Raw genomic sequence first — 14333 nt, 5'->3', positions numbered from 1 at the left:
GTCCAATAAGTGCGTAGGGTTCGGTTGGATTGTGATGACAATAATGTTAATTAATAAGATAAAGAGAGTATGAAAAAGATTGAAAAGTTTTTTGTTGGTGCAGCTTGCATGCTTGCACTGACGTTCTCTACAGGAGCTTTCATCAAAGTGTATGCTGCAGAAACTTCGTCGAGTGTACCAGGACAACCGGTTGACCTTACTTATGCTGCCGAAAAGGCATTGCCTGCCGTTGTCCATATCAAGAATGCGCAGAATTCAAAAACGCAGACCGTAGAAGTACCCGACGACCCGTTTGGCGGATTCTTCGACTTCTTTGGATTCGGTAATCCTGGTGGCGGTTCACGTCAGCAGCAAATACAAACACCGAAGCGAAGCATAACGGGTAGCGGTGTTATTATATCTCCTGATGGTTACATCGTAACAAACAACCACGTTGTAGAGGGTGCCGACGAGCTAACGGTTACTTTGAACGACAACCGTGAGTTCTCTGCTCGTGTAGTAGGAACGGACAAGAGCACAGACCTTGCTCTGATTAAGGTAAATGCAAAGAACCTTCCTACTTTGCCAATTGGTAATTCCGACAATCTGAAGGTAGGCGAATGGGTAATTGCAGTGGGCAACCCATACAATCTGAACAGCACTGTTACAGCAGGTATTGTTAGTGCGAAGGCTCGTGGACTGGGTGCAACACAGGGTGTAGAAAGCTTTATTCAGACAGATGCTGCCATTAACCAAGGCAACTCTGGTGGTGCATTGGTAAATGTACAAGGCGAATTGGTGGGTATTAATGCTATGCTTTATTCGCAGACAGGTGCCTACAGTGGCTATGGCTTCGCTATTCCAACAGCCATTATGAATAAAGTGGTAGAAGACATTAAGAAGTATGGTAGCGTGCAGCGTGTAATGTTAGGCATTCAAGGTGGCGACGTTATCAACTATATTAATGCACAGAAAGAAGAGGGAAAGAACGTAGACCTTGGCACAAACGAAGGTGTTTATGTAGACAAGGTAAACGAAGATGGTAACGGTGCAGAGATTGGACTACACAGCAAAGACGTCATTACAAAGTTCGATGGCAAGAAAGTTACGAAAATGGCAGAGCTCCAGCAGCTTCTCAACAGCAAACGTCCCGGAGACAAGGCCTCAATAACATTCTTGCGCAATAAGAAAGAGATGACAAAGACTGTTACTCTGAAGAATGCGCAGGGCACTACAAAGCCTATAGAGCAAGCCGATATTGATGTGCTTGGCGGACAGTTCCGTCCTGTAACCGAGGCAATGCAGAAGCAATTGAACATAAAGTACGGTCTTGAAGTATTGAAAGTGAATGGTGGCGCATTGCGCAATGCAGGCATCAACCGTGGCTTCATCATTCAGAAGGTTAACGACCAGACGGTCAATTCCATCGATGCATTGCAGAAGATTGTGAAATCTGCCTCTACCAGCAGCGACCCGGTACTCTACATTCAGGGTATTTATCCTACTGGAAAGAAAGCTTACTTCGCAGTTCCATTGTCCGAGTAATATTGTTTGCGGCTTAAGAAAACGGAGCTGTCATTCTGAAGTAGATCTGACCAGACAGACATAAATTAAGAGACCCTGCTGTTCTTGTACGGACAGCGGGGTCTCTCAATTATTTCTGTTTCAATGTGCAGAACACTTTAGTACTGTTCCATTGCAATGATAATACTATGTATATGACTTGTAAAAAGCTAAACACAGTTAAGATAAAAACAGCACTTAGTAGTGCCACGAGCAAATAATGTTCAAGACATTCTGTTTCTCTTATCATATTGATTTATAGCTCATTACAAAAGACGATTTTGTACATTGTCTTTGTTCAATTTCTCATTGATTTCAGTGTGCAAGAAATCTCTCTGTTTTTTGATGGTCAGATACAACTTGTTCAGGCTGCAAAGACTGCTTATGAATAGGGTAAATCGTCTTACGATTCCGATAGGAGTAATACCTCAACATACAATAATTGTTATTGTGTGCCTTTACAATATAAACCAAGCAATAAAATATATTAAAAAATATATTAAAATGCTTGTTTACAAATAATATTTGTAACTTTGAACAACATTACAAACACATAGTGCATACTACACACAATAAAACGAAAGTTTATAACAACTAAATATAGGCATAAAACCGAGAGATATATGGGATACCTTAAATTTGAAAAAGCTTCGATGACGAACTTACAGGATTCGCTACCGAGAGAGTTATTGCGAACCAATCGGTCGGGAGCATATTCTTGCTCGACCATTGTAGACTGCAACACACGGAAGTATCACGGACTATTAGTAGTGCCAGTGCCCGGGCTCGACAGCGAGAACCATGTACTGTTGAGTTCGCTCGACCCAACGGTGATACAGCATGGGGCAGCCTTCAACCTTGGATTGCATAAGTATCACGGAGGAAATTACAGTCCGAACGGGCACAAGTACATTCGTGAGTTTAATTGCGACAAGGTACCTACCACTATATACAGAGTGGGCAGTGCATTGCTGAAAAAGGAAGTTGTGTTCCAGCACTACGAAGAACGCATACTCGTACGCTACACTTTATTAGAGGGACAAGGCACGACTCTGTTGCAGTTCCGCCCTTTCCTTGCTTTCAGGAGCGTGCGCGAGTTTACCCATGAGAATAGTGCCATAAACCGCGAATACCATAATGTTGAGAATGGAATAGCCACTTGTCTTTATGAAGGCTATCCGCAACTGTATATGCAGTTTTCAAAAGACAACGAGTTTCATTACGAACCCTATTGGTACAGAGGTTTGGAGTATCCGAAAGAAGAATCCCGCGGCTATCATTCCGATGAAGACCTGTATGTTCCCGGTTATTTTGAAATGAAGATACGGAAGGGAGAAAGCATTGTTTTCTCAGGCTCGACGTCGGAAATAAAGACTTCGACCTTGAAGCGACTCTTCGACAAGGAGGTTGAAGCCCGACAGTCACGCGACAACTTCTTCCATTGTCTTGTGAATGCTGCCCACCAGTTCCACAACCGGAAGAAGAACGACGACCGCTACATACTTGCAGGATATCCGTGGTTTAAGTGCAGAGCCCGCGACCAGTTTGTAGCATTGCCAGGTCTTACACTCTGTATAGAAGAGCAAAACTACTTTGAATTGGTGATGAAAACAGCCGGGCGGGGCTTGCGGGAGTTCATGAACAACGAACATGTAACGGTAGATATCGAAGGGATAGACCAACCAGACGTGTTGCTTTGGTGCATGTGGACCATTCAGCAGTATGCCAAAGAGGCAGGGAAAGATAATTGCCTGAAACTCTACGGCAACCTCTTGCACGATATAATGGACTATATTGAAAGCGGGAAACATCCGAATCTTTCATTAGATACAAACGGATTGCTGTATGCAGACGGCAAGAATAAGGCTATAACATGGATGGACGGCATGATAGACGGTAAGCCCGTAAATCCACGGTCTGGCTATATCGTAGAGTTTAATGCCCTATGGTACAACGACCTTAAGTTCGTGTCATGGCTGTTCAGCGAAACTCCTCAAGCCGAATATGCCACACACTTAGAGAAAATGGCTGTAAATTGCAAGGTTGCATTCGTTAATACGTTCTTGAACAACTGCGGTTACTTGTACGATTATGTAGACGGCAACATGGCAGACTGGAGTGTCCGACCAAATATGATAATGGCTGCGGCACTCGATTACTCGCCTTTGGATCAAAGTCAGAAACGAGGGGTGGTAGACATTTGCACACGCGAGCTGCTTACGCCAAAAGGTCTGCGGTCGCTTTCACCAAAGAGTGGAGGATATGCGCCCATCTGTGTAGGCGACAGAGAACATCGCACACGTGTGTACCATCAGGGAACTGCATGGCCCTGGTTAGGGTGCTTCTATCTCGAAGCATGTCTTAAATTGTACAAACGCACTCGTCTGAGCTTTGTAGAACGACAACTTATTGGTTATGAAGACGAGGTTATGAACCACTGCTTAGGTACCATTCCCGAGTTTTTCGATGGCAATCCGCCTTATCCTGGACGTGGAGCCATCTCGTTTGCAATGAATGTTGGCGAAGTGTTGCGTACGTTGGCGTTACTCGAAAAGTATAAATATTAAGATTAGGAGGACACAACATGAAAGTATTAATGTTCGGTTGGGAGTACCCACCACATGTATTTGGCGGATTGGCGACTGCTAATTTTGGTATTTCTGAGGGGCTGCACGTACAAGGCGACATAGAAACTACGCTCTGCCTGCCACGTCCCTTTGGCGATGAAGACAAAACTTTCGCCAATATCGTGGCTATGAACTGTGTGCCTATTGTATATCGCAACATCGACGATGGCTATCTGCGAAATCGACTGGGCAACATTATGGATGCAGACCTATATTACAGATTGCGCAATAATATCTATGCCGATTTCAGCAATATGAATGTAAACGATATAGGCTCAATGGAGTTTGCCGGCGGTTATCCCCCAAACCTGACCGAGGAGATAAACAACTATTCCATTATAGCAGGTGTGGTGGCACGCACGTTGGACTACGACATTATCCACGCCCACGACTGGCTTACCTTCCCGGCTGGTATTCACGCCAAGAAGGTATCGGGCAAACCACTCTGCATTCACATACATGCCACCGACTTCGATAGGTCGGGAGGAAAGGTAAACCCTACCGTTTATGCAATAGAAAAAGACGGTATGGACAATGCCGACTGCATCATGTGCGTGTCGGAACTTACACGGCAGATAGTTATCAAGCACTATTATCAGAACCCCGACAAGGTGTTTACTGTGCACAATGCCGTCTATCCGTTGCGTGAAGAGGTGGCTAACATGCCTCGACCTTCACACAAAGGAAAAGAAAAAATCGTAACTTTCCTTGGACGTATCACGATGCAGAAGGGGCCGGAATACTTTATAGAAGCAGCCAACATGGTGTTGCAACGTACGCGCAACGTTCGTTTCTGCATGGCAGGTTCGGGCGATATGATGAACCAAATGATAATGCTGGCTGCCGAACGAGGTATTGCCGACCGCTTTCACTTCCCAGGTTTCATGAAAGGCAACCAAGTGTATGAATGCCTGAAAGCATCAGATGTCTACGTCATGCCGTCGGTGAGCGAACCTTTCGGTATTTCGCCGCTGGAAGCAATGCAATGCGGAACGCCAACCATTATATCTAAACAGAGCGGTTGCGCCGAAATTCTGCACAATTGTATAAAGTTAGATTACTGGGACATAGAAGCTATGGCAGATGCCATTTATTCTATCTGCCACAACGAAAGCCTGTTCAACTATTTGGCAGAAGAAGGCATACGAGAGGTAAACAATATAACGTGGGAGAAGGTAGGTACGTTAATTCGCAAACTATATCTGCGCACGTTGGGCTGGAACAGTTAAGCGAGAACGACAGCATTACTTAAATTCAACAACATTAAAACAAAAGACAATGAAAACAATTTGCTTATATTTCGAGATACATCAGATTATACACCTGCGTCGTTATCGTTTCTTCGACATTGGAACCGATCATTATTATTACGACGACTACGAAAACGAACGCAGCATTACAGATATTGTGCAGCGAAGCTACGTTCCTGCGCTCGACACGCTGCTGCAAATGATAAAAGACAGCAACGGTTACTTCAAGGTGGCACTCTGCCTTTCGGGTGTGGGCATAGAGAGTTTGGAAAAGTATGCACCTGAAGTAATAGAGAAGGTACAAGAGCTTGCCAAGACAGGTTGTGTGGAATTTCTTGCCGAACCTTATTCGCACGGCCTGGCTTCGTTGGGAAATGAAGACAGCTTCAAAGCCGAAGTAAAACGACAGAGCAAAAAGATTAAGGAGTATTTTGGCTACACACCGAAGGTGCTGCGCAACTCTTCGCTTATATACAGCGACGAGATAGGGCGAATGGCTGCCGAGATGAAGTTCAAGGGAATGATTACGGAAGGTGCAAAACACGCATTGGGTTGGCGCAGTCCGCATTATCTTTACCATTGTGCACTCGCACCGCAGCTGAAACTAATCCTGCGCGATGTAAACCTGAGCGACGATATTTCGCTCCGATTCAACAACTCGGAGTGGGAGGGGTATCCACTGTTTGCCGACAATTACATTGACGAAATGGCAGCTCAGCCAGCCGAAGAGCAGATTTACGGCATCTTTATGAACCTCACGGCACTGGGCATCGAGCAACCTTTGCACAGCAATATACTCGAGTTCTTCAAGGCGTTGCCCGAATGCGCACGACAGCGAGGAATATCCTTCTCTACTCCAACGGAGATTTGCGAGCGTGCCAAGAGCGTGGACGAGTTCGATGTTCCCTATCCGTTAAGCTGGCGCGACGAAGAACGAGACATAAGTACATGGCTTGGAAACCCCATGCAACGCGAAGCTTTCAACAAGCTGTACAGCATCGCCGATAGAGTGCGCATTGCCAACGACCCACGCATTAATCAGGACTGGGACTATCTTCAGGCAAGCGATAACTTCAGTGCCATGAGTACGAAACCTGTGCCTGTAGGTGTAGACCGTGGTATTTACAGTACGCCGTTCGATGCCTTCACCAACTATATGAACATTCTGGGCGACTTCATGAGTCGGGTAAATGCGCTTTATCCTGCCGATATAGACAACGAGGAACTGAATGCCTTGCTTACTACGATACACAATCAGGAAACCGAAATAGAAACGAAAGACAAGGAGATTGTGTTGCTGAAAGCCAAGGCAGAGAAGTTGGCAAGCGAAAGCGACAAGCTGCGTGCTAAGTTAGGACAATCTGCAGGCTATGAGAAAACTGGAAAAGCGAAGGCAAAGTCTGCATCAACGAAAGCAAAGACAACTACCACGAAGAAGGCTGCAACAAAGAAGGCATAACGTGCATTCTACGGTAGTCGTCCTTTAAAAAGGAGTTATTTCAATGATTTATAAGCAATTATACTCCTTTTGATTGTATGTTTCTGCAAGTTTTGTACTTTCACAGTATAAGACTTGCAGAATTTTATACTAAAAAAGTACATTCGGAAACTGTTGTTATTCTCTTTCTTGGAGAGTTACCAGCATTATAAAGGTGTGTCAAATCTGACTTTTGACACACCTTTTTAAAAGATACTACAATATAAATGCTATTCTGGCCACAAGCAATGTGCGTTTGTTCGGTCGCAGAGTCCAACAGTAGGTAGAGAAGTTGCTTATTGAAAGGTTATGGTGAGCAAGAAGTAGTGTGGTATTTTAAACTTCTCGCCAAGTTTTTCGGGCTTTTCGTTTGCTTGAACAACTTCGCAATAAGAGGCTGAACCGTCCTCATGGATTGTCGGAGTTATTATTGCAAAGATTGTTGTCTTGCTTGAACCGCTAACCAAAAGTTCTTTCTTGTTTCCGAAGAAGTCTTTTAAGGCATATTTCTCATAATCGCCTGATAGGTGAAAATAGGATTTCTTGCTTCCGAACCTATTCCCTCGAATGAATATCTTCAGTTTGTCTTCACTGAATTTAAAGAAAAACTTCACGGTTTCCTTGCTTGATGAAATCTTGAAATAATCGCTTTCCGTACCATCGAAAAGCATTGTGGTATGGGCTAATCTGCCTTCGATGTATTCTTCGAGTGCTATTTGATACGATTTCCCTTTAAGTGTTTCTCCTTCAAAGCTCAATTGTTCTATGTAAATACTTTCAAAATCAATCAGGTCTTGAATCTCTTTGTTTTCGCTTCCATAATGGTTTGTAATTTTAATGGATTGAGAAAACATACTGTTCGATAAAAGAATGAACAATATAAACAGGTTTAATTTTATCTTCATATCTGTATATATAAATTGTATTTTCTGCCCCGAAAAACGGAGAAAATGGGGCGTGGAAAACGCATTTTCTGCGCACTCGTCGTGGATTAGAAGCGTTTACGTTCGCTCTGTCCTGCTCCTGTTCCTTTATATTTGCTACGTGCCGTGTTGAATTTATAGCGCAAAGTAACATAGAAATCTCGGCTATCTAACTCTTGCTTCATATCCATACTTAAGTTATTCGTATAAATCAACAATTGATTGGTGGAGCGATTGAACAGATCGTTTACGCCTACAGTAACAGAAAGGCGGTCGTTCAGGAATGCTTTTCTTATCGAACAGTCGAATGCACAGTTGTTTCTTGTAATTTTAACATTCTCTGAGATGCCCTTAGAAGTTACTTTCAAGTTAGCTTCGGCAGTCAGACCGTGTTTAAACTCAAGCGTGTTTCCCCACTGCATGCCCCATACAGGTTCGTTCAAATAGAACTTGCTGCCCAAGCGTTCTATGTTGAACCATTGCTTTTGGCAGAACAATGTGAGTTGTGGAGACCATACTCCGATTGTCGGTGCTGCGGTAAGGCTCAGTGTTAAGGCAGGAAACCTTTTGAAATTGCGGTAACGCAAGTTGGTTATATTTTCATCAGTGCTTTCTTGTTCGTTCCAATACATAATTTTGTTGTGTGTCTGTGTGTAGTTGGCAACAAAGGTTAGCCAGCTCCAACTGCTCACAAGCGTAATGTTGTGTAGTGTTTCTGGCTTCAGTGTAGGGTTACCACTCTGACGCGTAAAGCGGTTCATATACGCTACGTTCGTACCTAACTGGTTGTAAGAAGGGCGCGATGTCTTTGCCGAATAAGAGAGTTGCAAGCCTACTTCCTTTATCTTTGTTGCGAAAGTGAGCGACGGAAACCATTGGTTGTAGGTACGGCTGTGTGCTGGACTATACACTCCTTGCTCGTAATAATCAGAATTTACGTGCTCGTAGCGCAATCCTGCCATAAGCTGACCAATGGGTGTGGGTCGGCTATATTCGAAGAAGAAAGCGTTATTGCGCTCCTTAATGGTTGATGCTGTGCTGGGAACCACGTTTTCTTGATTGACATAATTCTGTTCGTGATTAGTGAAAGTGTTCTCGTTTCCAACCGACAGGCTACCGCCAAACAACGGGTGAGAGAGCACCAGCTTTGTTGCAAAGAACTTGTTTGTATGTATTCCGACCGATGTTACCGTACGATTATCGTAGTTAGCGCTTTGCTCTGTCGTTGCATAGCGTTCGGTTTCTCTACCGTAATAGTAGTCTGTATTGAAATCTATATCTATCTTTCCCACTTTTCCAACGTAATAAGCCGAGAGACTTTTATTAGGAATGGCAGTAGAGCTACCGCTAATTTGTGACTCTATATGGTCGTAGAGCATATAGTTTTTTAGCACATCGGTAGAGAAATGACCATGGAAATTGTTTGCACCAACAAACAAATTGGTGAAGAAACGCGCACCAACAGAGTGGTTGGCATTGAACTCGTAGGCTGCCGAAAGCGTATAATTGTTGTTTGTATTACGATTACGATTATCGCTTGTCCACTTGTTGGTCCACAAATTGGCGGTCTGCACCTCGTTTATAGTGGTTTGTTTGTTTAGACTATTGTTAATATTGTAAGCCGAACCAGCCGTCAGCTCCAAACCATTGCGGCGATAATACATATTAAGCTGATTGTAAGTGTCCCAGTTTTCCCAATAATAAGCTGACGTGCGTACATCGAAACCGAAGCCGTCGCCTACCTTTCGCACCGTGTGAATGCGGATAACGGCACTCACCGTCGCATCGTAGCGAGCACCCGGATTGGTTACGACCTCGACGTCCTTAATGTCCGACGAGTTAAGACGCTCTATTTCGGTGGCGTCGGTTATCTTTCTGTTGTTTATATAGATAACTGCTGCACCACGTCCGACAACCGAATAGCTGCCTTCCTTGCCCGTCAGCAACGGAATATGCTTGAGAACATCGTTGCCCGAGCCTGCTTTTGCTAACGCCGAACCAACAATCGTGGTAACAAGGGCATCGTTCCTAATCGCCATCTTGGGGCGTTGTGCCGTAACGGTTACGCCTTCCATCGCCTTGGCTTCAGACTTCAACAATAGGGTATCGCCGGCAAGAGGCAGCGAAACATTGCGCTGTTCGTAGCCAATGCCCGAAACACGCAGGAAGACTTGGGCACTATTGGCAGGCAAAGTAAGCAGAAACTTACCCGCATTGTCGGTAACTGCGCCCGTAACGAGCGATGAGTCGCGCACGGAAAGCGCAATGACGTTGGCATACTCAATAGGCGAACGCTGCTCGTCGGTTACCCAACCGCAAATGGTCTGCTGCGCTTTTGCTACAGTAGAAAACAGTGTCAGGGCTGTAAAAATGGCATAAAACTTTTTCATAACATATTTCGTTTCATTGTCTGACGGTATTATTTCTTTTGCCTGCAAAGGTAAGAAAAGAACAATTATTTATAAAAAAAAACGAATAAACTTTCCATTTCACTGCGTATTTTTACACTTTTGTGTAATGCGCAAGCTACTTTCCAAACTTATTTTAAAGTTGCACATTATTCTTATAAGAACCAATATTAACAAAAAATATAAAGCTATGCTTTGGCGTTTAGCATATTTGCGTTACCTTTGCAACATAAGGCAGCACTTCGGCACTGTCGCTGGTGTTGCAAGACACGAGAGGAAAGTCCGGGCAGCAAAGAGTATCCTGCTTCCGAAAATGAAAGCTATTGGCAACAGTAGATGTAGGCAGAAGAAAACAACCGCCTTGGCAACGAGGCAAGGGTGAGAAGGTAGTGTAAGAGACTACCAGCACGCAGGCGACTGCGTGGCTGTGCCGTTCAGGAGCTGCAAGTTCATGTAAACCGTTGTCTGAGGGTTACTCGCCCGAGCCATACAAGGCACAACGGAGGGTAGAACGCTAAAACGCACGGGGCGACTCGGCGGTTAGATAAATGACAGGCGTCCGTACTTGTCGAAAGACGGTAGGGAAACAAGACCCGGCTTACAGAAGTACTGCTTTACACACACTCGCTGCCTCCCCCATCGCGGGGAGGGAGTTGAGCTGTGAAAAAGATGAGGAACCTACCTGCCGGCAGCGTAACAGCATTGCAGGAAAAACGAATTAATAAACTATTCTTTGTGATTTTATGGAGGAATTTCAAGACTACAGATACATATTAGACGATTTTCAACATCAGATTGAAAACAAAATCAGAAATCATAAGAACGAGCCTGACTTCCCACAAATGGACGAAAAGCTGAGCCAAGAAGAATTAGACGACTTTCTATTCGACTATCAAGCCGCGCTCGACAGCGAGGGAACAGAACGCACGCAATACACCATTGCAGGGGTTCTGATAACATTACCCATTATAGTGTTATCGGCTTTCCCGGAAGAATCGCTGCCCGTGAAAGGCTATCAGGCGGTGCTTTTTGGTGTTGCCATAGGCTTATTGCTGTTTGGTATCTACAAAATAACGATGAAAGCAGTAGTACGAAACAAAATAAGACGTGCGAAAGAAGAACACCCGGAAGCCAGTGCTTACGTGGAAAAGGTGGAACGCTTTTAACCCCGATGTGCCAACTACGTTTTATTATATTATACATAATGGAAAAATAATATGGAAATCCCTGATTTAAACAAATATAAAGAGAAGTTTACCAAAAGTGGCTTTATAGAGAAAATACAACGCATAGCGAAGCGGGCAGGAGCAAAATTGGTTTATGCTGCACTGATATTATATTACTCTATGGAGAGTAACAAGATGTCAATTAAAGATAAAGCCCTTATCGTTGGGGCATTAGGCTATTTGATAACACCGCTCGACTTTGTTCCTGACGCCATTCCGCTTGCCGGATTGGGCGACGACCTCGGAGTACTTATATACGTGTTACAAAAGGTTTGGGGCAACATAGACAACGAAACAAAACAAAAGGCAAAGAACAAACTTTCGCAATGGTTCGATGAAGATGAAATGAAGGCAACTGAAAACTTGTTTACAGACAGAGTAGAAGACCAGCCCGTATAAAAAGAAAGGAGTATCTATGATACAATATATAATTGTTGGTATCGTTTTAGCACTCGCAATAGCTTATGCTGTTCGTATGCTAATCAGAACTATAAAGGTAACAAGGAATGCCTGCGGAGGCTGCCCGGGCTGTGCCATTCGGGAACAAATGATGCGCAAGAAACGACATACAAGCGCGCAAGAAAGTAAATTCTTTTTGCAATAGTTTATAAAAAATTTGGTCAGACGAATATTTCTTATTACTTTTGCACTCGAATTAAGGCATTGCTTTAATCTTGTCGACTAATTTTTGGGTGCCTGGGCCGGTCGGTTAGGTAACGGTCTGCAAAACCGTGTAGAGCAGTTCGATTCTGCTAGGCACCTCGGAAGTCCGAAAGAAATAATTCTTTCGGACTTTTTTATTATCCACTATTGAACCACCTTATATTAATAGAAGGAGCGAATTTGTAACGTTTCGGTAGAAATCTATTAAAGGAAACGCTGTCCATTTTATTGCCCTTGTTTTGTAATGATAATTATGATGAAAAACGGTAATCTCGATTTGACACTGCGAAAGCGGCTGTTTTGCGTTGCAAAACCTACGCTTTTGCAACGCAAAACAGCCGCTTTTGGAATGCAAAACAATAGGTTTTGCAACGTATTGGTAGCAAACAAGTTACACGATAGATGTACTTGTGAAAAATATTTACGGTATTATTGCTCTCTTTTTACCCATAAAATGAGTTATATCAACTCAACTTCTACTGTGTTCAGCGTAGTCTATACTGGCAGCGAAGCATATTTAAAATATTGTTATGGGAGTGTTAATGCAAGGTGGATTTGTATTGTTCTTTTATTCGTTGCTCCACTTCTACAAGGGTTTTGTTGCTGCTTAGTCTGGCTTTTATAATTCGGAAGCCGTATGAGATGATAATCATTCCAAGGGCTGCAAGGAGAAATGTCCATACGCTGCCAAGGTTAAAGCCCTCTAAAAACTTTTTGCAGATAACAAATCCGCCAATAGACACAAAGAAATCGAGCCACCCCGATGCTGTGTAACTTTTTTTGATGCGCTGGTATTCTTCGTCGTTTGCGAGCTGTTGTTGGCGGTTGGCTTGCCAAAGCTGTTCAAATTCCTGTTCTGTCATAAATGTAAATTTCTGTTTGTTCTGCGTGCAAAGGTAATTAAAAAAAATGATTTGCTGCGGTTTTAAACGTACATTAATTCGCTCATAACGAAATCGCTGACGTAAATTCCGTTGCGTGTAAGGTGCAGATGGTTGTCGGTTATGGCGAGCAGACCTTGCGAAACGAGTGGGGCAGAGGCTTTTGCAATGTGCTCTTTGTAAGGTGATGACAATGCGGAAAGGTCGATGCCGCTTTTCGTGCGCAGGGCTGTTGTTACCATATCATCGTAGTGCGTGTTGGCATCGATGTTTTCTGCCTCGTAGATGGGGCGGTTGTTTGTAATGCCGTCGATGTATTCTTGCAGGTTGTCTATGTTCCAACGGCGTGTGGAAAGATTGTAACTGTGTGCCGATGCGCCTATGCCGAGATAGGGTTTGTTTGCCCAATAGGCACTGTTGTGGCGCGAACGGAAGGGAGAAACGGCGGTATGGGCGAGCTTGGCGAAGTTGCTGATTTCGTATTGCTCGTAGTTGGCGAGGGCAAGGCAGTTGATAAGCGTGTCGTACATCGTGCGATAGAGTTCCTCGTCCATATCTTTCACTTTGCCTTTTTGCAGAAGTTGGTAAAGCGGAGTGCCCTCTTCGTACATCAGGCTGTAAGCCGAAAGGTGTTCAACGTCTAAGGCTATGGCTTTGTCGATGTCGAGTTGCCATTCCTCTATGGTTTCGTTGGGGAAGCCAAACATAAGGTCGATGGAAATGTTTTCTATACCTGCACGGTGCAGACGGTCGATGGCGGTCTGCACATCGGCAGCTTTGTGGCGTCGGCGGAGAAACTTCAGACGTTCGTCCGAGAAAGTCTGTGCGCCCATTGATATGCGATTGATGGGCAGGTGCCTAAGGTTTTCGGCATATTCGGGGGTTATATCGTCGGGGTTGCACTCAAGGGTTATTTCCATATCGTCGTAGTTTGCCATTCTGTCGGCATAGTTTTCGGCAATGCAGCGGAATATTTTCTCGATGTGGCGGGCATGCAGCTGCGATGGTGTACCTCCTCCGAAGTAGATGGTTTCAAGGCGTTCGGCAGGGGCGGACTTTTCTCCGAAGATGTAATGCCTTTGTGTTGCTGCTTCCTTGCATAGTGCGTCTACGTACAAGTCTACGGCTGATGCTTTCTCTGCACGTGGCGTCAGGGTGGAGTAGAAGCCACAATAGATGCAGCGGCTTGCACAAAAGGGAATATGGATATAGAGTCCTGCCATTTATTATATAATATAATGTATTATGTCTGAACGATAATTACTTGCTTGCAAAAGTAGTAATATCTTTTAATACTTTGCTAAAATGTTGTAAATAGTTTTGGTGGTATGAAAGA

At 44.1% G+C, this 14333-nt stretch carries 11 protein-coding genes, 1 tRNA gene and 1 other RNA gene; 9 read left to right on the top strand and 4 right to left on the bottom strand.

Features of this window, described 5'->3' with window-relative positions; all coding sequences use genetic code 11:
• The first annotated feature begins 69 nt into the window (after positions 1–69).
• The 4 genes from RDV52_RS10445 to RDV52_RS10430 all read left to right on the top strand — a co-directional run bounded on the left by RDV52_RS10445 (position 70) and on the right by RDV52_RS10430 (position 6878).
• Positions 70–1524, top strand: a complete 1455-nt coding sequence (locus RDV52_RS10445) for a trypsin-like peptidase domain-containing protein (RefSeq protein ID WP_004364042.1) — start codon at positions 70–72, stop codon at positions 1522–1524.
• Positions 1525–2165: 641 nt separating this feature from the next.
• The gene (locus RDV52_RS10440; protein ID WP_004365598.1) at positions 2166–4109 is read left to right on the top strand and encodes a glycogen debranching enzyme N-terminal domain-containing protein; all 1944 of its coding nucleotides are present in this window, start codon (positions 2166–2168) and stop codon (positions 4107–4109) included.
• Between the two features lie 17 nt (positions 4110–4126).
• Entirely contained in the window at positions 4127–5398 is a 1272-nt protein-coding gene (locus RDV52_RS10435; protein WP_004365599.1) for a glycosyltransferase family 4 protein, read from the top strand.
• A gap of 49 nt (positions 5399–5447) precedes the next feature.
• Complete coding sequence (locus RDV52_RS10430) at positions 5448–6878, top strand: glycoside hydrolase family 57 protein (protein WP_004365600.1); 1431 nt, start codon at positions 5448–5450, stop codon at positions 6876–6878.
• A 314-nt stretch (positions 6879–7192) separates the two neighbouring features.
• On the opposite strand, the gene RDV52_RS10425 is transcribed toward RDV52_RS10430, so the two are convergent.
• Positions 7193–7801: a hypothetical protein gene (locus RDV52_RS10425; RefSeq protein ID WP_004365601.1), complete on the bottom strand. Its 609-nt coding sequence runs from the start codon at positions 7799–7801 to the stop codon at positions 7193–7195.
• A gap of 86 nt (positions 7802–7887) precedes the next feature.
• Positions 7888–10209: an outer membrane beta-barrel family protein gene (locus tag RDV52_RS10420; RefSeq protein ID WP_040556967.1), complete on the bottom strand. Its 2322-nt coding sequence runs from the start codon at positions 10207–10209 to the stop codon at positions 7888–7890.
• Between the two features lie 252 nt (positions 10210–10461).
• Between RDV52_RS10420 and rnpB the strand changes: the two genes are divergently transcribed.
• The 5 genes from rnpB to RDV52_RS10395 all read left to right on the top strand — a co-directional run bounded on the left by rnpB (position 10462) and on the right by RDV52_RS10395 (position 12215).
• An RNA gene (gene rnpB, locus RDV52_RS10415) (RNase P RNA component class A) lies at positions 10462–10844 on the top strand.
• Positions 10845–10970: 126 nt separating this feature from the next.
• Positions 10971–11393, top strand: coding sequence for a hypothetical protein (locus tag RDV52_RS10410; RefSeq protein ID WP_004364051.1), 423 nt, complete (start codon positions 10971–10973; stop codon positions 11391–11393).
• A 51-nt stretch (positions 11394–11444) separates the two neighbouring features.
• Positions 11445–11852: a YkvA family protein gene (locus RDV52_RS10405; protein WP_004365604.1), complete on the top strand. Its 408-nt coding sequence runs from the start codon at positions 11445–11447 to the stop codon at positions 11850–11852.
• 16 nt (positions 11853–11868) lie between these two features.
• Positions 11869–12057, top strand: a complete 189-nt coding sequence (locus tag RDV52_RS10400) for a FeoB-associated Cys-rich membrane protein (protein ID WP_004365606.1) — start codon at positions 11869–11871, stop codon at positions 12055–12057.
• 87 nt (positions 12058–12144) lie between these two features.
• A tRNA-Cys gene (locus RDV52_RS10395) sits at positions 12145–12215 on the top strand.
• Between the two features lie 440 nt (positions 12216–12655).
• On the opposite strand, the gene RDV52_RS10390 is transcribed toward RDV52_RS10395, so the two are convergent.
• Together RDV52_RS10390 and hemW are read right to left on the bottom strand one after the other, a co-directional pair.
• Complete coding sequence (locus RDV52_RS10390) at positions 12656–12979, bottom strand: hypothetical protein (protein ID WP_004365608.1); 324 nt, start codon at positions 12977–12979, stop codon at positions 12656–12658.
• Between the two features lie 62 nt (positions 12980–13041).
• Positions 13042–14220, bottom strand: a complete 1179-nt coding sequence (gene hemW, locus RDV52_RS10385; protein WP_004365610.1) for a radical SAM family heme chaperone HemW — start codon at positions 14218–14220, stop codon at positions 13042–13044.
• Positions 14221–14333 lie beyond the last annotated feature (113 nt).

The organism is Prevotella nigrescens (assembly GCF_031191185.1).
GTDB lineage: Bacteria > Bacteroidota > Bacteroidia > Bacteroidales > Bacteroidaceae > Prevotella > Prevotella nigrescens.
Note: the sequence above shows the minus strand (reverse complement) of the source record. Positions and strands in the feature narration are given on the sequence as shown.

Coding starts and splice junctions, on each gene's coding strand:
- RDV52_RS10445 (WP_004364042.1), top strand. CDS start 70: ATGAAAAAGATTGAAAAGTTTTTTGTTGGTGCAGCTTGCATGCTTGCA.
- RDV52_RS10440 (WP_004365598.1), top strand. CDS start 2,166: ATGGGATACCTTAAATTTGAAAAAGCTTCGATGACGAACTTACAGGAT.
- RDV52_RS10435 (WP_004365599.1), top strand. CDS start 4,127: ATGAAAGTATTAATGTTCGGTTGGGAGTACCCACCACATGTATTTGGC.
- RDV52_RS10430 (WP_004365600.1), top strand. CDS start 5,448: ATGAAAACAATTTGCTTATATTTCGAGATACATCAGATTATACACCTG.
- RDV52_RS10425 (WP_004365601.1), bottom strand. CDS start 7,801: ATGAAGATAAAATTAAACCTGTTTATATTGTTCATTCTTTTATCGAAC.
- RDV52_RS10420 (WP_040556967.1), bottom strand. CDS start 10,209: ATGAAAAAGTTTTATGCCATTTTTACAGCCCTGACACTGTTTTCTACT.
- RDV52_RS10410 (WP_004364051.1), top strand. CDS start 10,971: ATGGAGGAATTTCAAGACTACAGATACATATTAGACGATTTTCAACAT.
- RDV52_RS10405 (WP_004365604.1), top strand. CDS start 11,445: ATGGAAATCCCTGATTTAAACAAATATAAAGAGAAGTTTACCAAAAGT.
- RDV52_RS10400 (WP_004365606.1), top strand. CDS start 11,869: ATGATACAATATATAATTGTTGGTATCGTTTTAGCACTCGCAATAGCT.
- RDV52_RS10390 (WP_004365608.1), bottom strand. CDS start 12,979: ATGACAGAACAGGAATTTGAACAGCTTTGGCAAGCCAACCGCCAACAA.
- hemW (WP_004365610.1), bottom strand. CDS start 14,220: ATGGCAGGACTCTATATCCATATTCCCTTTTGTGCAAGCCGCTGCATC.